The following is a 19,614-nucleotide window of genomic DNA, read 5'->3' on the forward strand; positions in this document are numbered from 1 at the left end:
AGTTGAAATTCTAAACCTTACGGCAAAACATCCATTGGGTCTCGTAATTCGCCACGATAATACACTTCGAAATCCAGGTGAATACCAGTCGATCTTCCTGTTGTACCCATTATCCCTATAATGTCACCTTGATTTACCTGTTGACCAACAGTTACATGTATACTCTCCAAGTGTGCATATTGTGTTGTGTAGCCATTTTGATGATCAATCTCTATGGTATTTCCGTAGCCATTTATCCACCCTGAAAAACTGACAATACCACCATCCGCTGCCAGGATGGAATAATCATCTGGTCTAGCTATGTCTATACCTTTGTGAAAGCTCCCCCAACGCGGACCCTGATATGATGTAATAACACCGCCAATTGTAGGCCAGATAAAGTTACTGTCTCTATTTTGAGCAGGGGCATTTGATGGTCGCGTTGCATTTCTTTGAGAAGCATTACCATGTTCCGGCCCATCATAATTGGTCCTCTCTTGAGAAAATTGAGCTATTTCTTCTTCCTCGATTTTCTCCTGTTCCAGTTTTTCTTGTTCTGCTTGTAACTGATCCAACGTAATTTGATTAGCTTCCAATTCATTCTCCAGCACTTTTTCCACTTGCTCTATTTCGTCAATTTGTTTTGCTAACTTAACATTTTCTCTTTCTAAATCGATTAATTGCTTTTCTAATTGCGTTTGTTGCGCCGTTATTTTTTCTTTTAGATAAATTTGCTCTTTCAAATCTACCTTCTGTGCTTGTTGAATATTTTGATCTTGCTCCATAATCGTTGTAACTGCAGTTAAATTCGAAATGAAATCCAAGAAATTTTCAGCGTTCAGCAACACCTCAAAGTAACCCCAATTGATATCATTTCGTTGCATCGAACGAAGTCGATTACTCATTATTTCCTCTCGTTTTCCGATGCGCTCTTCCAATTCACTCCTATCTTCATTTAATTGAGCTAATTCTTCTTCAGTTTCGGTTATTTCTCGTTCTGCTTTTTCTATACCTTGTTGAATTTGACCAAGTTCTTTATCTTTTTCAAGTAATTGAGCATTCTTCTGCAGCAATTCTTCTGAAATACGTTCTGTTTCACGATTAAGTTCTGCTATTTCTCCTTGGTTTTCTTCAATTTTATCTGCAACACTTGCCTTCACTTCTCCTTTCATTTCATTGGGAAGTATTACGATGATCAAAACAATCAAGATTAAAATAAGTATCAAACGGTATCGCAATGCTTTATTCACTATTTCATCCTCCTCTAAAACTAACCCTTTCCTTTTCTATATCAAAGATTATTTGAGAAGTATGAAGATTTTGTGCATAATTCATAACAATACGATTACAACTTTATTGCTTTACTATTGCTGGATTTAGTTAGCTAACAAACTAATTACCTTCTTTTATATAATGAACTTCATACATGTTCACGTTCATTCCAATAATGTATTCAGGCTTTTCTTTACCTTTATGATTACGATGGCCTTGAAGGTGGACGTCGCTTTTCTCCCAATTTTTCCAATCTTCTTGTGAACGCCAACGAATCATCATAACAACTTCTTCATGATTCTTTGCACGCTTATTCACCATTACTGTTCGGTCAATAAGGCCCTCAAATTGATCAATAGGGCTCTCTTTTGAGAAACGCTCGATAACTTTATCACTATTTCCTTTTGTCACTTCAATTGTTCTTGTTTGAATAAACATCAAATCTCCACCTCAGCATTCGATTTTTTCATTTAGCTAAACTATAATCGATAATGATAATCATTGTCAATTATTGTTGTCTAAAAAATTAAATATCCATATCACTTTCATGCACTGTATGAGTTATATATGAGAGAGTTTCTATAAAATGTGGGGTGTGAATCTAGGTTTAAGTAGGCGTTTCAGCAAGGTTGCAGCCCTTTTTAGGGTTTAACCTAGGCGAAAGTAGGCGTTTCGACGAGGTTGTAGTTCTTTTTAGGGTTTAACCTAGGTGAAAGTGGGTGTTTCGACGAGGTTGCAGCCCTTTTTAGGGTTTAACCTAGGCAAATATGGCCGTTTCGACGAGGTTGTAGTTCTTTTTAGGGTTTAACCTAGGCGAATGTGGCCGTTTCGACGAGGTTGCAGCCCTTTTTAGGGTTTAGCCTAGGCGAATGTGGGCGCTTCGACGAGGTTGCAGCCCTTTTTAGGGTTTAGCCTAGGTGAAAGTGGGCTTTTCGACGAGGTTGCAGCTCTTTTTATGGTTTAACCTAGGCGAAAGAGGTCGTTTCGACGAGGTTGCAGCTCTTTTTTATGGTTTAACCTAGGCGAAAGAGGCCGTTTCGACGAGGTTGCAGCCCTTTTTAGGGTTTAACCTAGGCGAATGTGGCCGTTTCGACGAGGTTGCAGCCCTTTTTACGGTTTAACCTAAGTGAAAGTGGGTGTTTCGACGAGGATGGTGCCATTTTATGCCCTCAACCTAAGCAAGATTAGCAATCTTGACGAGGTTAGCGTTATCTCCTGCCCTGAACCTAGGGGAAAAACCCGCCTTAAAGAAGTTACAGTATTTTTTGATGCCCACCCTCACGTAAACATCATTAAAGTGAGAAGAAAAATCATTTACCTCACTATTTGTGTCTACTACCAATAGCAAGCAAAAAACACCTAAACTCTTTCTTTCATTAAAAGCAAAGAAAGGTTTAGGTGTTGATATATGATCAGGTAATTGAATCCGCTCGGTTTTCATCTAAATAACTCTCATATTGTTCGTGCTTTTCATTCACACCAATATAATTACCTTCACTATCTGTTAATAAAAATCCGTCAATCGCTTCCGGGCCGTTTGACAACTCTCCTGAATCATAATACATATCTTGATACGATTTTTCTGTATCCATAAAATCAGATGGTGTTTCAGATGATCCATATTGACTTACTGCCTGCCATGCATCTTCGGTATCAAAAATCGTTGAATTATCATTATTCGTTTGGGTAATGTCTGCGCCGATCACATCTTCTTCCACCGGACGGGTTTTGTCAATATTTTTCTCTGCATGCTCTACGCAGCGCAGTGTTGCAGGAACCGCTTCTAGACGATCATAAGAAATCTCGTTTCCACAAACTTCGCAAGTCCCGTACTTTTGATCGTTAATCGCCTCAAGTGCTTTATTTATATTTTTCAACTCTTCTTCTGCGTGTTCATTCAGTGCAATATCCTTTTCACGCTCATATAACTCCGTTGCTGTATCTCCTGGGTGGTTATCATAGTTCGACAACTCCCCAACGGATTCTCGAGCATGAGCAACTTCCATACCGAAGTGACCTTCTAGATGTGCACGTAATTCACTCTTTCGCTCCAATAGTAACGATTTACATGTAGACAGCTGTTTTTTATTTAACATTGGTTTGTCTGCCTCCTATAATCTTTTTTTTGAGGCATTTTTATTATAACCACTTCCGAACAGTCCACCCGATTTATTAATTACCAATTGCATTCTGTATAATTGGTGCTTGTCATGTACATAGTAAAAAGACAATTCCCCACCCAATTGTGATAGGAATTGTCTCTCGTTTTATTCGGTACGTAATGCAATAACTGGATCTTTTTTCGCGGCCATACGCGCTGGAATGACACCGGCAATTAGCGTTAATAACATACTACCTGCAATAAGCAAAACAGCTGGAACTACGGGCAAGCTTGCAACATTTGATATATCTGTGAGTGCATAAATGAATGAATTGATTGGGATAATCAATAAGTAAGACAAACTCACACCGATGAAACCTGCAACAAATCCAACAAGTAGCGTCTCGGCATTAAATACACGTGAAATATCTTTTTTTCGAGCACCTACACTACGTAAAATACCAATTTCTTTTGTTCGCTCAATTACGGACACGTAGGTAATAATTCCAATCATGATCGTTGAAACAATAAGGGATATCGCCGCAAAACCAACAAGCACGTAGGTTACGGTATTAATCATATTGTTCATAATTCCACTGATCATTTCTGCTAAATCAGTATAAACGATCTGATTTTCCTCATCAAGCCCTTCGTTGTATGCATCCAAATATTCTTTAATCTCATCTTTTGCAGCAAAGTTAACCGGATAAATGTCAATGCCTGTAGGAGTGGTAATTGCACCTAACCGCATCAAAGCAGCTTCTTTTGCCTGGTCATCAGAAAATGGTGCACTTGTTAATACATCTACGTCTGCTTCTTCCTGTGCAACTGCAATTGCCGAATCTTGCGCATTTTCCACAATCATTTCTGTTAAACTCGAAGGATGAATAAATCCTTGGGAAAAGTAGCTGGTAGCCGCATCATCTTTTTCACGCAGTATACCTGTGATAGTTAAAGGTACAGCATCATCTCCTTCGTATAGCTCTCGATAATCAGTTGGATTTGCAGGTGTAAAAAAACCGCTATCATCTTGTACGTAATAAGCATCGTTCGGGATAACTTTTAACATTGTTTCTCCAATGAAATCTGTTACATCATAGGTTGTTTCCTCTGAATCAATACCGAGCTTTTCAAAAAAACGATCACTGATACGATGATAAGAATCGACTACAATCGCCACTTCATTTTCATTTTCAGGTAGCCTACTGTCTTCACCGATCAGATCATACAAGTCGAGAATGAAATCTTGATCGTCCGGCATCTCTTGCCAATCATCATTGCCGTTAGACATTCCTGGCATACCAGATCTAGCTGAAGTATTGAACTTTACGACATGATCTTCTCCTTCAGCTAATAGATTTACCTCGACTCCTCTTGAATATGCGATGTTACTAACCGCATTGGGTAACTCCTCTTCCAATTGATTCACATAATCGAGAAATTCATCTGTGAATGTGTTCGTATGCATGGTCATATTTTCATTTCGGACATGACGATAAATTACAGTATCATCTGGATATTCTTCCAATTGTTCATCATTTTCATTCGGTGGTCCAGTTTCCGTATAGTCAACGACTTGTTCACTCGTGTCAATCATTAGTGGGAAATTGGCTAAAGTATCTGTTTGCATTTCTTCCAACTGATTAGACAGTCCGTTTGATAAGGCTAACACGAGTGCTACCCCGATGATACCAATACTACCTGCAAAAGCAGTTAAAATGGTTCGACCTTTTTTGGTTAATAAATTCTTGAAAGATAACAAGGTTGCAGTCGATAATGCCATTGATGTTTTGTTACGTTTTTTCTTTTTCTTAGGGATTGGTTGTTCGTTTGTCACTTCTTCAATCGGGTTACTGTCCTCTTGGATCTCACCATCAAGGAACCGAATCACCCGATTACTGTACGTATCCGCTAAGTCTTCATTATGTGTAACCATAATTACCAGTCGAGTTTCTGCAATTTTTTTCAATATATCCATAACCTGTAGGCTTGTCTGCGAATCTAACGCACCCGTTGGCTCATCTGCTAAAATAATATCTGGATTATTTACCAACGCTCGAGCAATGGCAACTCGCTGCATTTGCCCTCCAGATAACTGACTTGGCTTCTTCTTTATGTGATCTTCCAATCCAACTTCAGTCAGCGCTTGCTTCGCTCGTTCTTTTCTTTCCGAACTCGATACTCCGGATAATGTCATTGCGATCTCAACATTTTGAAGGACGGACTGATGCCCAATTAAGTTGTAATTTTGAAAAACGAAACCAATCGACCGATTTCGATACGCATCCCAATCCGCATGTTTGAAATATTTTGTTGATTGATCATTAATAAGTAAGTCACCTGAATCATATTGATCCAAGCCACCAATAATGTTCAATAACGTTGTCTTCCCTGATCCAGATTGACCTAAAATAGACACAAATTCATTTTTTCTAAATTCAAGTGAAATACCTTTTAACACATTTAAATAAGCATTCCCTGTTCGGTATGACTTACTGATATTTACTAATTTTAATTTTGCCAAAAAATCTATCCCTTCAGCCAAGTTGGCACCTTCCTGACTTAGGAGGTGAATCGGCTTTTTATGTTTATCATACAATATCATGCAAAGCTAGGTGAAAACACTGATCATTTTCATTACCTTAACTCAACGTCGACAATGATCTAACTAGATTTTTTATTTCATTACATTGTATCAAAGTTAAGTAAAAAACAAAAAATGAAAACTGTTTAGATACGTGTCAATATTTTCATCATATATATTTCTAATCCTCTATATGAAATAAGACCTCCAATATAATGGAAGTCTAGTTAATTATATTTACTTTAATAAATCCTTTTCCTTTAGTAGTGGTTCATTCGTGATTTCCATATAAAAGGGGCTAAAGAGTATACCAATTATACCTAGAACAATGATCGCAGTAAAGACAGTAGCTGCAGAGATTATGTTTAAAATCCCTAAAAGAAACGGCGAAAAAATAATACAAAGTAAAAATTGGTTCCTCTTTATCGTTTTTCTAGTTGGGTATTGCCTCTGAAGACAATGTGGACATGTCACAGCGGGATTTACAGTAAAACTTTTTTTAAAGACCTGAAACCAACTCCAGTCTTTTTTACAACTTTGGCAAGTTGCCATCCTATTACCTCCTAATGATCAAAATGTATTCGTTCCCTATTCATTAAAATAATAGTCGGTTGTATATTTTTATTTCATTAAGTATAGCATACACTTTAATCCTATTGTATTATATTATATTTCCTTTTTTCTTTTTTTCTAAATGGAATGATTTCTTCAGCCAAAAAAGACTAATTCAATAACGAATTAGCCTTCCTATTACAATAGATTCGATTCAAATCATTGATTATTAGGGTCATATTGCCAAATCTTTCTCAATTTCTTTTCGTTTCAACTCTCTACGCAAGATTTTTCCACTTATTTTTGTTTTCGGTAGTTCTTCAATGACTTCAATTTCTCGTGGTGCTGCATGGGCAGCTAGTTTCCCACGAACAAATAAACGAATTTCTTCCAATAAAGCATCCGATTGTTTTATCCCGACTCGCAATGTAATAAATGCTTTCACTAATTCTCCGCGGATTGGATCGGGTTTCCCGATTACCCCCGCTTCTGCTACTGCAGGGTGCTCGATCAAGGTGCTTTCCACTTCAAACGGACCAATTCTTTCCCCAGAGGAATTGATCATATCATCATTTCTTCCTTGAAAAAATACATACCCAACCGTATCCTGATAAGCCAAATCACCAGAAATGTACCAGCCCTCGTATTTGAAGTAACTATTATATTTCCCTTTATTGCCCCAAATTTCTTTCATCAATCCCGGCCAACTCGTTTTGATTGCTAATTGGCCTACCGACATTGGTGGCAAAAGATTTCCTTCTTCATCTAATATTCCAACTTCAATGCCAGGAAAAGCTCTACCCATTGAACCTGGTTTAATGGGTTCGGAAGGCAGATTAACAATCAAGTGACCTCCCGTTTCTGTCATCCACCACGTATCGTGAATTCGAACACCTAGATGATCCCAAGCCCAATGGATCACTTCTGGATTGAGTGGTTCCCCAACACTTAACACATGTCTTAATGAAGATAGATCATACTCTTTGTGAAGATCTCCTTCTGACATCAGCATCCGAAATGCTGTTGGTGCACTATACCAGGTCGTTACTTGAAGCGATTCAATTAATTGATACCACTCCTCTGCACGAAAACGTCCACCTTGAATAACGATCGTTGCACGGTTAACCCATGGGGCGAATAATCCATAAACACTTCCGGTTACCCAACCTGGATGAGAGGTACACCAATAGACATCGTTTTCTTGAATGTCCAGTACCCATTTTCCTGTCTGAAAATGGTGAATGATCGAGCGATGCGCGTGAAGGACGCCTTTTGGTTTTCCCGTAGAACCACTCGTATAATGAATTAACAAACCATCTTCCGGATCAACCCATTCTACCAACGTTTCTTGAAAATTCTCATAAGGTCTTGCTTCCATATCCTCGACATATAATATCCTCTCTAATGTAGGAATAGCTCGTCGATTTACGCGCTGACCAAGCGTGTTATCGGTAATTAATAACTTCCCTTCGCAGTCATTGATTCGATCAGTAATCGCTTCATCCATAAAGCCTTCAAATAGCGGCCCTGCAATCGCCCCTATTTTGATTACTGCTAAGATCGCACTATAGCACTCTGGATTTTTTGGTAAAAAAATAAAGACGCGATCTCCTTTTTTTATCCCAATTCCTTTTAAAATTTGTGCATAATGATCGGTTTTCTCTTTCACTTGTTGAAAAGTTAGAGAGTATCTTTCCTCTCCATTTATATAATGTAGTGCTGTTTTTTCTCCATACCCCTCGGCAACATGTCGATCAATTGCTTCATAAGCCGCGTTCATCTTGTTTGTTTTTCCAAAATGTAAGTGCTGAGCAACATCATCCCAAGTAAACGTTGCTTTTGTCTCTGAATAACTGGATAAATTATATGCTCCACCTACTGGTGATAGTTTAACAGACATGAACCAATCCCCCTTAAGTAATCGAACGCGCTCGATCTAGATTTAAGCTTTCGAGAATATCTGCTTTATATCTCGCCAGCTCTTCACTTCCCCGTTTTCGAGGCCTTTGTTCTGTAAGTGTTATTTCACGATCAATCTCCCCTGGCTGTCCCCGCAAAATGACAATCCGATCACACAAATACGTCGCTTCATCTATATCATGTGTGACTAGCACAACCGTTGATTGATACGTTTTCCAAACATCCAAGAGCAAATCTTGTAATTGCATTTTTGTAAATGCATCCAAGGCACTAAAAGGCTCATCTAGCAAAAGAATTTCCGGGGACGTGACAAGCGCTCGGGCAATTGCAACCCGTTGTGCCATCCCTCCAGAAAGCTGACGAGGATATAGTTTTTCTTTTCCTTCCAGCCCTACATCAGCGATATATTCTTTTGCTCGCTTTTGTTTATCCGCATGCTCTCCTTTTAAGCCAAAAATGACATTATCAAGGACCGTAAGCCAAGGTAAGAGCCTTGGTTCTTGAAAAATAAACCCTGTCGTATCGTGAACTTCCTTGGCAGTATTTCCATTTATCTCAATCTCACCTTCATACCCATCATCGAGTCCAGAAATAGCTCGTAAGATAGTACTTTTTCCACAACCACTTGTTCCTAGCAAGCCGACAATTTCTCCTGGTTGAACAGAGAGGCTGATATTTCTGACAGCTGAAGCGCCAGCGAAGGTTCGACTAACATTTCGTAAAGTTAAACTCATTCTATTTTCCTCCCATTACGTTTTCGCAAATCGATCTTGCCAATACAAGGAACGCGCTTCAAGTATTTTTAGTAGCCAATCGGTTGATTTTCCAATAAAAGCAAACAGGATAATGCTAGCAATGATCGTTTCTGGTGATAACGTATTTTGACCTAAAACAAGCAAGTATCCAAGACCTTGACTAGCGCCCATTAATTCTGCCGCCACAACGAACATCCAACCAAGCCCTAACCCGCTTCGCACACCAACGAAAAACGATGGCAACGAAGCAGGAAGAATAATCCGTCTTACTTGTTGAAGAGGTGTTAGCTTATACATTTTTCCTACCTCGATTAATTTACGATCAACACCCAAGATCCCGCTAACTAAATTTAAATAGACTGGGAAAAATACCCCAACAGCAATCATGGTAATTTTCGATGATTCACCAATCCCCATCCACAAAATAAACAAGGGAACCCATGCCAAGGATGGAATCGAACGAAATGCTTGAATAATCGGATCAAAGATGTGTTCTGCTTTTTGATAAAACCCTACCAATGAGCCCAATAAAACAGCAGCGATAGTACCGAATAAAAAGCCAGCAAATACACGATAAACGGTAATACTTATATGCTCCCATAGTGCACCAGTTGCCGCCATATCAAGGATCGCGGAAAAAACTGCACTCGGAGCAGGAAGTTGGTAAGCAGGGAAAACACCTTGGCGGCTAAGAAATTCCCAAAGAATAAACAATAGAACAGGTAAAATGCTTCCCAACAAAACAACCTCTGTTTGTTTTTTCTTCTTTTTGTTTCGCTCTTTCTTTTTTGTATGTTCTCGAATATATACACCTGTTAATTCTCCAGTACTTTTCGCCATGTTCTTCCCTCCCTACTTAATCAATCGTTTCTTCAGCAAATGAGCCATTTATTAAATCATCAACTAGTTCTTCGATATTGGCATCTGCATCAATTACATCACCCTCTTGAAGGATTTTGCCTGATTCAATAATTGCTTCACGATGTACATCTCCTGGTATTGGTTGCGAAAAATCATTTCGTTGTAATTGAATTTTTGCAACTTCCACATCAATTCCAGCTTCTTCTGCTAATAATTCAGCAGCTTCCTCTGGATTATCTAAGATCCATTTTCTTGCTTTTTCATATACTTCAATGACACGATTCACGTATTCAGGATATTTGTCGGCAAATGCTTCTCTTACATTCAGAAATCCATACGTATTAAAATCAATATTTCGGTAGAATAATTCTCCGCCCGCTTCTAATTCCACTCGTGCCATGTGCGGATCAAGCCCAGCCCATGCATCTACTTGATTAGAAGTCAATGCGGAAGCACCATCTCCATGTTGCAAATTGATGATTTCCACTTCACTCGCATCAATACCTTCCGCAGCTAAGGAGCGTAGTAAGAAGATATATGGATCCGTACCAATTGTTGCTGCAACACGTTTTCCTTTTAGATCTTCCAGTGTTTCTATCCCTGAATCATGGTTCGTGACAAGCGCTGTCCATTCTGGTTGGGAATAAATATAAACATTTTGAATCGGTGATCCGTTTGATTTTGAAATAAGCGCTGCTGCACCAGCGGTCGAACCAAAATCAACACTGTTACTATTTAAGAACTCTAAAGCTCGATTACTCCCTTGACTTAGTACCCATTCAATCTCGATTCCTTCTTCCTCAAACACTTCTTCCGCCCAACCAAATTTTCGTAAAACAAGACTTGTCGGTGAATAATACGCATAATCTAACCGGATTTCATCTGGTTGTGACTCTCCACCTGTAGCAGATGCACATCCCGCAACAACCACCAACAACGCGATTACAGATAATAAAAGTAAACTTCTCACATCAATCAACGGTATTTTTTTCATTTTTCTTTCCCCCATCCCATATTTTTTGTCTAACGATCCCCTAAATTAAATCTCACATGCATACGTTACAATGCTTCCTCGCAAACGTTGTGCTTCTTTATACGTACAACGATTATGAATAACCTCTAAACCTGCTTCACTAGCAATCGACGCAGCCTCTGGTGAAACGACCCCTTCTTGAAGCCAAAATACTTTTGCATTCACTTCAATCGCTTCTTTAGCCACACCAATCGCAGCTTCTGGCGTTCTGAATACTTGAACGATATCAATTGGTTCTGGTATGCTCGCTAAATCCGGATAAACCTTTTCCCCTAAAATCTCTGTTTCCCTTGGGTTTACCGGAATTATTTTATAACCAAGTCGTTGCATTTTTCTTGCTAGACGATAACTAGGTCTAGCTTCTTTACCACTTAAACCAACCACGGCGATATTTTTCTGGCGCGTTTGTTCTTTTCCATCTACAGTAATTCGCTCATACGGTGAATTTAAGGACCACTTAATAACCCCTTCATCATTAATCACGATTTCTTTTTTCTCGTCACTACCAATGTTTGTTGCTTTAACGAGCGCCTGGTTCAAATCTTGGATAATGTCATCAAGTGACTCAACGCCAACAGATAGTCGAACCAATTCTTCCTTCACGCCTGTTTCTTCCAATTTTTCTTTCGATAATTGTTGGTGTGTTGTGGAAGCTGGGTGAATAATTAACGATTTCGCATCCCCAACATTCGCAACATGTGACCATAACGAGACATTATCAATCAACTTACGTCCAGCATCACGACCACCTTTAATTCCAAAAACAATGATGGAACCAAAGCCATTCTTCAATACTTTCTTTGCCAATTGGTGAGACGAGTGACTTTCCAATCCAGGATAATCCACCCATTCAACTGCCGGATGATTCTCGAGATAGTTTGCTAGTTTTACAGCATTTTCATTATGACGCTGGACACGTAAATGCAATGTCTCCAGCCCTTGAATTAATTGAAAGGCGTTATATGGACTTAACGCAGCACCGAAGTCTCGCAATAGTTGCACGCGAACCTTCGTACTAAATGCTAACGTTCCAAAATCTAACGCATAACGAATGCCGTTGTAACTTGGATCTGGTGTAGTGAAGGTTGGGAACTTCTCAGAATTCCAATTAAATCTTCCACCATCAACAATCACACCACCAATCGTTGTCCCATGACCACCAATCCACTTTGTAGCAGAATGCACGACAATGTCAGCACCTAGCTCAATTGGTTTACAAACATATGGTGTAGCAAACGTATTATCGATGATTAAAGGAACACCAGCTTGATGCGCAATATCTGACACACGCTCTACATCAAAAACGTGTAAATTAGGATTTCCGATAATTTCTCCAAAAACGGCTTTCGTTTTCTCCGTGATTGCTTCTTTGAAATTTTCTGGGTCTGTTGGATCAACAAATTTTACGTTAATTCCATACCGTGGTAATGTTGTCGCGAACAAGTTATATGTCCCACCGTAAAGATTAATCCCTGCAACTATTTCATCGCCTGCACTAGCCACATTTAGAATAGATAAGGTAATCGCAGACATCCCTGATGATGTCGCAACAGCAGCAACACCGTCTTCAAGTAAAGCAATTCTTTTTTCAAAAACATCTACCGTTGGATTGCCAATTCTTGAATAAATATTACCTGGTTCATCTAAAGCAAATAATCGCTCTGCATGTTCTGTATCGTGAAATACGTAAGAAGTTGTTTGATAGATTGGTACTGCCCGTGAACCTGTTGTTGGATCTGGTGATTGCCCACCGTGTAGTGCCACTGTTTCGATATCATAGGTTGTGTTTCGTTCGTTACTCATTATAAATTCCTCCTTTTTAGTGAAAAAAATCCTCTTCGTTTAAGAAGAGGATGTTATGTATAACTTCTCTTCTTATCTTTCAGAATAAATCTGCTGGAATTAGCACCTTTTAAGTAAAACTTAAGGTTGCTGGGTATCATCGGGCCAGTCCCTCTACCTCTCTTGATAAGAAATATTTAGTTTTTAGTGATTAGCTGAAAACAAAAACCCCTCCTTCACCTGAAGATGAAAGAAGGGGTTGAATTAACCGGTATTCATTCATCATTCAAAGCGATTAGCTTTGCTGGTAGGGGCACCTTACTTGTTGTAGGTTGCCGTGGAGTCATTAAGCCAGTTCTTTCGTCCACTCTTTATAAATTTAATTGTTGTACTGATTATAACACATTATTCCTATCTGTCTAGTATGTTTTTTATTTTTTTCAAAATTCATTTCATTTGAAAAACCCTTCTTCCATCGAAAGATGAAAGAAGGGTTAATTAACCGGTATTCATTCATCATTCAAAGCAAATATGCTTTGCTGGTAGGGGCACCTTACTTAGTGTAGGTTGCCGTGGAGTCGTTAAGCCAGTTCTTTCGTCCACTCTTTATAAAGTAAAACTTCAATCAGTGGGGATTTTGGGTATTCCCCACTGATTGTTAGTTGAACCATTCGGGGTGCTAGCGTCCGTTACTCCCACTTATAGAACTTTGATTTTCTCAATAGTTTGAAGTGGGAGTCTTACGGACGGTTGCTCCAGGATAAATATTTTTTTATTGTGTTGATTATAGCAACAGATTGTTTTCCTGTCTAGCAATTTTTTTGAATTTTTTCATAATTCATTTTTTTCTTGAGTGATGATCTAGAAACAGGCAAGCGGGCTTTAGTAACCTTCTTCTTAAGTGAAGTATTCCACTTCGGCTTTCGGAAATAACTTAGGAATTGTCGTTAAAAAAAGTTCCTTCATTTCCTCTTGTTCTTGATCTGTGTAAACATATTTCCATATGCCATAGCGTCCCCACTTTGTTTTTCGCTTCGATTCATCTAACTCTAATTTGGACATCGGATAATTTTTTTGAATAACCTTTTTTGCTGGTTTGGTAAACCGATGTTGAATCAGTTCAAAAGTTAGATTTTCTTTTGCCTTGGGTGGCAACACCTGAGCTACGTGTTCTAACATCGTGAGATAGCCCTCTCGCCAACCTTCGTGCAGATAAATTGGCGCAATAATAAAACCGAGCGGGTAATCCGCTTCTGCAATTTTCGCTGCAGCTTCCAATCGTTCTTTAAGACGTGAGGTTCCTGGTTCAAAATATTTAATCACGTAATCCGCGTTAATGCTAAAGCGAAACCTAGTCCTGCCTTGGTGATCAGCATCAAGAAGATGATCAATGTGCGCGAATTTTGTAACGAAACGTAGCAATCCGTGTTCCGATCGACCAAAATATTCAATGGCATCTTTTAACGTATGCGTAAGATGATCAATCCCTACAATATCAGAGGTACATGAGGCTTCAAAACGTGTGATTTCAGGCGCGCGTTCCGCCATGTATGCTTCTGCTGCATCAAAAATTTCTTCCGTATTCACATATGTACGGATATACGGCTTACTTCCCATCGTAGTTTGTAAATAACAATAATGACAATGCCCCATACAACCAGTCGCAAATGGAATCGCATATTCAGCAGAAGGTTTTGATGTATCAAATTTCAAGGTTTTTCTTAATCCCACTACCAAAGTTGACTTGGCCACACGATATTTTTGGAAGTCATTGTCGCCTGGTAAATTGCGGACTTGATTGTGTGACGTTGTCTCCCTAATTTCTACATCCATTTTTGAGAACTTATCATATAACGTTTTTCCTAATGGATAACCCATCGCTTTTGGCTCAAAATAAACAAGTTGAGGTACAAATGGTTTAACCATAATACGTTTCTCCATCCTCGGCTGTTCCAAATGCTTGTTCAAACGCCATTTCTGCTTCAGATTCAGATGTGTAAACAGCCACTTCATCCGTCAATGGATAATACGTTTCATAAATAAACAGTGCCAGCTCACCAGGACGATCTGGGTTCTGCACCACTGCTGCTTCTTGAACATTCGCTGCTCCTTGCACGTGAGGATTGCGAATAATAACATAAACTATATCCCCAGGTTGATAGATCAAATCATTCATTTCCATCTTTTCTCACCTCTTTACTGTTTGCAGTTAGTGTGAGTTAAACGCGGGGAAATTATTTATCATTGCGCTATATATTTGGCGGGGATATATTCATGCTTAGTAAAGGTGCAACCCTGTTCGGATGGAAAACTGTGGAACTGGTCAACTATTGATTTATTTATTTCTCATCTTTCTTTTCTATCTTTGTTACTTTGTGATTAACTGTTACTGAAGGCCCTCATGACCAGTGTGGACTTTATTTGAATCTTACAGAGAAATAAAAAAACCTTCCCTTTAAAATCAAGGGAGGGTAATTATACCACTTGTAATGTTCCTTTTCTACTTCCACTAACTTTAGTTACAAATGTTAACTGTTTTATCTTATCGATATCTTTATCACTTATGGTCATAAAAACTAGGTTAATCATTTTATCTATATAAGTAATTTGTCCATACTCTTCTAATAGGTACACCTTACCTGGATCATCTACTTTTATCTTTACCTTCTGCATGTTATCTCCTCCAAGTATTTTTTCAGGTTTAATTTTCCATAACCCTGTTTGGTTCTCGGTACATCTAAAAGCGGCTCACAACTACTTACTATATATTCTTTCACATTTTTACCTTGTTCAAACATATTATATGTAGCACCCAATACTCCTGTTACTATGGGTGCAGCAAACGAGGTACCGTGAAATGGTGAAGGGATACCTAAAATTAATTGTGTTCCATTACCTGGAGCAACTAAATCTGGTTTATTAGAATTAATATGTCCCTGGGAACTAAATGATGCTACTTTTTTTCCTTTTTCATCAAGTGACCCAACTGATATTGCACCTTCTGCACATGCAGGACAGTGTGTTAAGCTGTCTTGGTTCCCCATTGCAGCAACTATAATATAACCCATTTTAGTCATGGCATTAATTTTATTGGCCAAATCACAATCTCCTAGACATTTAGCATCTATTCCAAGCGATAAATTTATACATTTTACTTCAGGCAATGTAATTACCCAATCTAATGCTCTAAATACATCTTCCTCATCAATATCATCATCGATACATACTTTTGCAGAATAAATAGTAGCTGCCGGTACTATATTTCTCAAAAGTGTAATTACTAAGAAACGTGACCACAGGTATCATAATAGTTTGGATGTTGTGTAAAGTTCATTGCCTTTTCAACTTCTCCACACTTTTCAATATCATGGCCAGAATCTATAACTGCTATCTTACTACCTATTCCATAAAGACCTATATTTTTTAATAAATCTAAATCAATATCAGGTGCTGTAGTTGCTTTCATTTTATATGGCTGCTTATTCCTAGGAACGTCTAATAACCTTCCTGTCCTTGTTTCTTTTATAGACTTAATAAATTTTAATTGTGATAATGTATATTTATCATTTACTTCCACAATAATAAAATCACTTAACACTTTGTCTATATGTCTTATTCTAATATCTTTACTTTTTAAAATATATTCTATATCATCATTATATTGCTCAATTAACCGAACATTATACTTTATCATAAAAATTCTCCTAGTTTGTATTTTAAAATAGAAGTAATTCTTGATGTAAGTATTATATTCTACACAAAAAAACAATATCCTGCAATAGATAGATAAAAAATCCAGCTCTGAAGAGTAAATTCACTTTTCCTACGTTTCATTTATCTAGATAAACTAATTTGTATTGGTTTTGCCTAGTCTTTTATATTCTCATCTGTAGTAGCGATGTTCGAATCCATTCTAATAGGTTTGGGTATTTCTTTTGCTGTTTTTTATGGCTTTGGATCATCCTTTGTGCATTTTTTGGAAAATTTTTACGTTAGTGATAAACGTGTACTTTCTTCCTTCTTTTTGTTTGTAACCTTTTTTATTCCTAAAATTCACGCATAATACTCTTAATACGGCCTTCTTTATAATGAAATAGGTATTTTCATTTCTTTATCACATTACTTAAATACCCACACACACTAAAGGCTATCAGCGAATATTTCACAAGACAGAGCCTTCATGGACACGAATGCTCTTCTGTTTCTAATAAAGTTGAATTAATGAGGGATTTCCCCAATGATTGTTATCCCTAATGGATGACCTAAAGGACCTTGAACCATTCGGGTGCTAGCGTCCGTTTCTCCCACTTAAAAAATGTTGATTATCTTGTTGTGAAGCAGGATTCTTACGGACGGTTGCTCCGAAGCAAATCCAATATCGTTCCCACTAAAATATCAACTCCTATTGGCAGTGCTTTTTCGTCGATTGTGAAATCAGATGCGTGTAGGGCCTTTTGTATTTCACCAGGTTTCGCACAACCGAGGAAAAACATCGCCCCAGGAAGTTTTTTCGTAAAATGACTGAAGTCTTCTCCCCCCATCCCGTAAGGTTCTTCCACTATTTTCATACTTGGATCTTGTCTTTTGGCCGTTGTTTTGATCTGTTCAATTAAGGCTGGATCATTATCTAAAGCTGGTTCCCCTCTTTCTATTTCTAATTGATAGTTGCCATCAAAAGAATGGACGAGTTTCGCCACTTGTTCAATCTCCTTGATAAGTTGCTGTCGAACCGCACCGGTGTATGAACGAATCGTTCCTGTAATCTGCACCTCATCTGGGATCACATTAGGCGTTTCACCACCAGTCACTTTCCCTATACTAATTGTTCCTACTTCTAATGGATTCATTTTTCTACTAATCAGCCCATACAATCCTTGCAAAATAAAACTTAACATCCAAATAGGATCTTTACTTTCATGTGGATATCCACCATGCCCTCCTTTTCCGATGATTATTAAATGAAAGTTATCAATGTTTGCCATACTCGGTCCTTGATGCAGCTGAATCGCTCCCGTTTCAAGCCACGGACACATGTGCAATGCAAGAATCGAATCCAATTCATCTGCAACCCCAGCTTCAATAAAGTAAGGAGCCCCCGTTTTACCATATTCATCTGTATCTTCTTCGGCTGGTTGAAAAATTAGTTTTACCGTTCCAGTAAAATCACCGCGCTGATAGTGGTCAGCCAGAATAGCTGCTACACCTAATAAAATCGCCATGTGTGCATCATGACCACAAGAATGCATCACTCCTGGATTTTTTGAAGTATAAGAAAAATCATTCTGTTCTATGATTGGTAATGCATCCATATCTGCACGAACACCTATTGCAGGACCACTCCCGGCTGCAAGTGTAGCAATTACTCCATGTTTGGCGATTCCCGTCTCAATCGTAAATACCTCAAACGATTCCAACACTTCCACAATGTATGCACTTGTTTGTTCTTCTTGAAAACTAAGTTCTGGATGTTGATGAAAATGACGTCTCCAGTTCACTACCTGTTCGTCAATTAATAATCGTGGTGATTTTTCCACTAATGTTTCGATTCTGATCACTTCCTCTCTTACTACTCTTTATGCCGTTACAAATTGACTGGTTGGCAATGATTGAAAGGCCTGTTCTAAGTCTTCTACTAAATCTTCAATATCCTCAATTCCTGCAGAATAACGTATCAAACCTTCTGGAATACCCATTGCCGCTCGTTCTTCAGGCGTACATTCGACATGACTTGTCGTTCGTGATGGACCAACAATTGTTTCCACAGATCCTAAATTTGCTGCCCGATTCGCATAGTTTAATTTTGGCAAGAGGTGTCGAACGGTATCTACCCCGCCTTTCACCGCAAAACTTAACATTCCTCCATATTGCTTCATCTGTTCAGCAGCGATCTCATTCCCTGGGTGATCTTCTAAGCCCGGATAATAGACTGAATCTACGACATCGACGGTTTGCAAATACTTTGCGATGGCCATCGCATTTTCACATTGTTTATCTACTCGTAATTTCAAGGTTTTCATTCCGCGCAGCAACAAGTACGCTGCCATCGGATCCATTGTCGCTCCATTAATTTCCCGATAATGATAGATCTCTTCAACTAATTCTGCTGACCCACAGACCGCTCCACCTAATGCGTCGGCATGACCACCTAAATATTTTGTCGCGCTATGAATAACAAGATCTGCTCCTAATGCTAACGGATTTTGATTAATTGGGGTGGCAAATGTGTTGTCGACAATGACAAGCGCACCTGCCTCCTTACCTGCATGTGCCATCCGCTTGATATCCGTAATTTTTACCGTTGGATTGGTCGGGGTCTCTAGATATAGTACTTTACAACCTTTGGCAACTTCTTTTTCAATTGTGGCATGATCGCCCGTGTCACATAGGACAACATCGATCTGTTGTCTAGGCAAAAATTCAGTGAAAATTTTATTCGTTCCTCCATACGTGTCTTTAATCGATACGATCCGATCACCTGGGACTAGGAACGTACCGAGTGTATTACTAATGGCTGCCATCCCAGTGGAGAAACTAGTCGCCGCTTCGGCAACTTCTAAATCTTTGATCTTTGCTTCAAATGCTTGCACCGTTGGGTTCGTATTCCGCCCATAAATATGGCCCGCTTTTTTACCAATCGCCACATCATACCATTCGTCCATATCGTCATAACCAAAGGAAACACTGTGTACAACTGGTACTTGTGTCGCACCAAACGCTAGTTGATCTTGCTCTCCTGCCCATATTGCACGTGTTCCGATCTTCGCTTCTTTCATAA

The 19,614-nt window shown here is 38.7% G+C and carries 17 protein-coding genes and 3 riboswitches; all 17 genes read right to left on the reverse strand.

All coding sequences use genetic code 11. The features are described from left to right. Positions 1-17 precede the first annotated feature (17 nt). Positions 18-1,229: a murein hydrolase activator EnvC family protein gene (locus OWO01_RS16070; protein WP_268780978.1), complete on the reverse strand. Its 1,212-nt coding sequence runs from the start codon at positions 1,227-1,229 to the stop codon at positions 18-20. A gap of 142 nt (positions 1,230-1,371) precedes the next feature. After that, complete coding sequence (locus tag OWO01_RS13440; protein ID WP_268780979.1) at positions 1,372-1,689, reverse strand: antibiotic biosynthesis monooxygenase; 318 nt, start codon at positions 1,687-1,689, stop codon at positions 1,372-1,374. A gap of 974 nt (positions 1,690-2,663) precedes the next feature. Next, on the reverse strand, positions 2,664-3,347 hold the full coding sequence (locus OWO01_RS13445) for a TraR/DksA C4-type zinc finger protein (protein WP_268780980.1): 684 nt from the start codon (positions 3,345-3,347) through the stop codon (positions 2,664-2,666). Between the two features lie 171 nt (positions 3,348-3,518). Further along, positions 3,519-5,897 (reverse strand): ABC transporter ATP-binding protein/permease, encoded by a 2,379-nt coding sequence (locus OWO01_RS13450; protein WP_268780981.1) that lies wholly within the window; start codon positions 5,895-5,897, stop codon positions 3,519-3,521. A gap of 276 nt (positions 5,898-6,173) precedes the next feature. Further along, on the reverse strand, positions 6,174-6,488 hold the full coding sequence (locus OWO01_RS16170) for a TIGR04104 family putative zinc finger protein (RefSeq protein ID WP_418936224.1): 315 nt from the start codon (positions 6,486-6,488) through the stop codon (positions 6,174-6,176). Between the two features lie 235 nt (positions 6,489-6,723). Further along, positions 6,724-8,388 carry an acetate--CoA ligase gene (acsA, locus tag OWO01_RS13455; RefSeq protein ID WP_268780982.1) on the reverse strand — a complete coding sequence of 555 codons (1,665 nt, stop codon included), beginning with the start codon at positions 8,386-8,388 and terminating at the stop codon, positions 6,724-6,726. Positions 8,389-8,401: 13 nt separating this feature from the next. Continuing rightward, positions 8,402-9,142: an ABC transporter ATP-binding protein gene (locus OWO01_RS13460; protein ID WP_268780983.1), complete on the reverse strand. Its 741-nt coding sequence runs from the start codon at positions 9,140-9,142 to the stop codon at positions 8,402-8,404. 15 nt (positions 9,143-9,157) lie between these two features. After that, complete coding sequence (locus OWO01_RS13465) at positions 9,158-10,003, reverse strand: ABC transporter permease (protein ID WP_268780984.1); 846 nt, start codon at positions 10,001-10,003, stop codon at positions 9,158-9,160. Between the two features lie 16 nt (positions 10,004-10,019). After that, complete coding sequence (locus OWO01_RS13470; RefSeq protein WP_268780985.1) at positions 10,020-11,018, reverse strand: aliphatic sulfonate ABC transporter substrate-binding protein; 999 nt, start codon at positions 11,016-11,018, stop codon at positions 10,020-10,022. A gap of 45 nt (positions 11,019-11,063) precedes the next feature. Next, entirely contained in the window at positions 11,064-12,860 is a 1,797-nt protein-coding gene (locus OWO01_RS13475) for a PLP-dependent aspartate aminotransferase family protein (RefSeq protein WP_268780986.1), read from the reverse strand. Between the two features lie 69 nt (positions 12,861-12,929). Further along, positions 12,930-13,032, reverse strand: a riboswitch (SAM riboswitch). Positions 13,033-13,115: 83 nt separating this feature from the next. Next, a riboswitch (SAM riboswitch) is annotated at positions 13,116-13,219 on the reverse strand. A 130-nt stretch (positions 13,220-13,349) separates the two neighbouring features. After that, positions 13,350-13,454: riboswitch (SAM riboswitch) on the reverse strand. Positions 13,455-13,736: 282 nt separating this feature from the next. Beyond that, a complete protein-coding gene (gene splB / locus OWO01_RS13480; protein WP_268780987.1) occupies positions 13,737-14,765 on the reverse strand; it encodes a spore photoproduct lyase in 1,029 nt (342 codons plus the stop codon). Continuing rightward, entirely contained in the window at positions 14,758-15,021 is a 264-nt protein-coding gene (locus tag OWO01_RS13485; RefSeq protein ID WP_268780988.1) for a transcriptional regulator SplA domain-containing protein, read from the reverse strand. The genes splB and OWO01_RS13485 overlap by 8 nt, the downstream gene beginning before the upstream one ends. A 293-nt stretch (positions 15,022-15,314) precedes the next feature. Next, positions 15,315-15,512, reverse strand: coding sequence for a DUF2129 domain-containing protein (locus OWO01_RS13490; RefSeq protein WP_268780989.1), 198 nt, complete (start codon positions 15,510-15,512; stop codon positions 15,315-15,317). Beyond that, positions 15,500-16,108: a S8 family peptidase gene (locus OWO01_RS13495; RefSeq protein WP_268780990.1), complete on the reverse strand. Its 609-nt coding sequence runs from the start codon at positions 16,106-16,108 to the stop codon at positions 15,500-15,502. Before OWO01_RS13495 ends, OWO01_RS13490 begins: the two co-directional genes overlap by 13 nt. An 11-nt stretch (positions 16,109-16,119) precedes the next feature. Beyond that, positions 16,120-16,533, reverse strand: coding sequence for a hypothetical protein (locus OWO01_RS13500; protein ID WP_268780991.1), 414 nt, complete (start codon positions 16,531-16,533; stop codon positions 16,120-16,122). A gap of 652 nt (positions 16,534-17,185) precedes the next feature. After that, a complete protein-coding gene (locus OWO01_RS13505; protein ID WP_268780992.1) occupies positions 17,186-18,394 on the reverse strand; it encodes a M20 metallopeptidase family protein in 1,209 nt (402 codons plus the stop codon). Positions 18,395-18,412: 18 nt separating this feature from the next. Then, positions 18,413-19,612 carry a cystathionine gamma-synthase family protein gene (locus tag OWO01_RS13510; protein ID WP_268780993.1) on the reverse strand — a complete coding sequence of 400 codons (1,200 nt, stop codon included), beginning with the start codon at positions 19,610-19,612 and terminating at the stop codon, positions 18,413-18,415. Positions 19,613-19,614: the final 2 nt, after the last annotated feature.

The organism is Natronobacillus azotifigens (assembly GCF_026805325.1).
Lineage (GTDB): Bacteria > Bacillota > Bacilli > Bacillales > Amphibacillaceae > Natronobacillus > Natronobacillus azotifigens.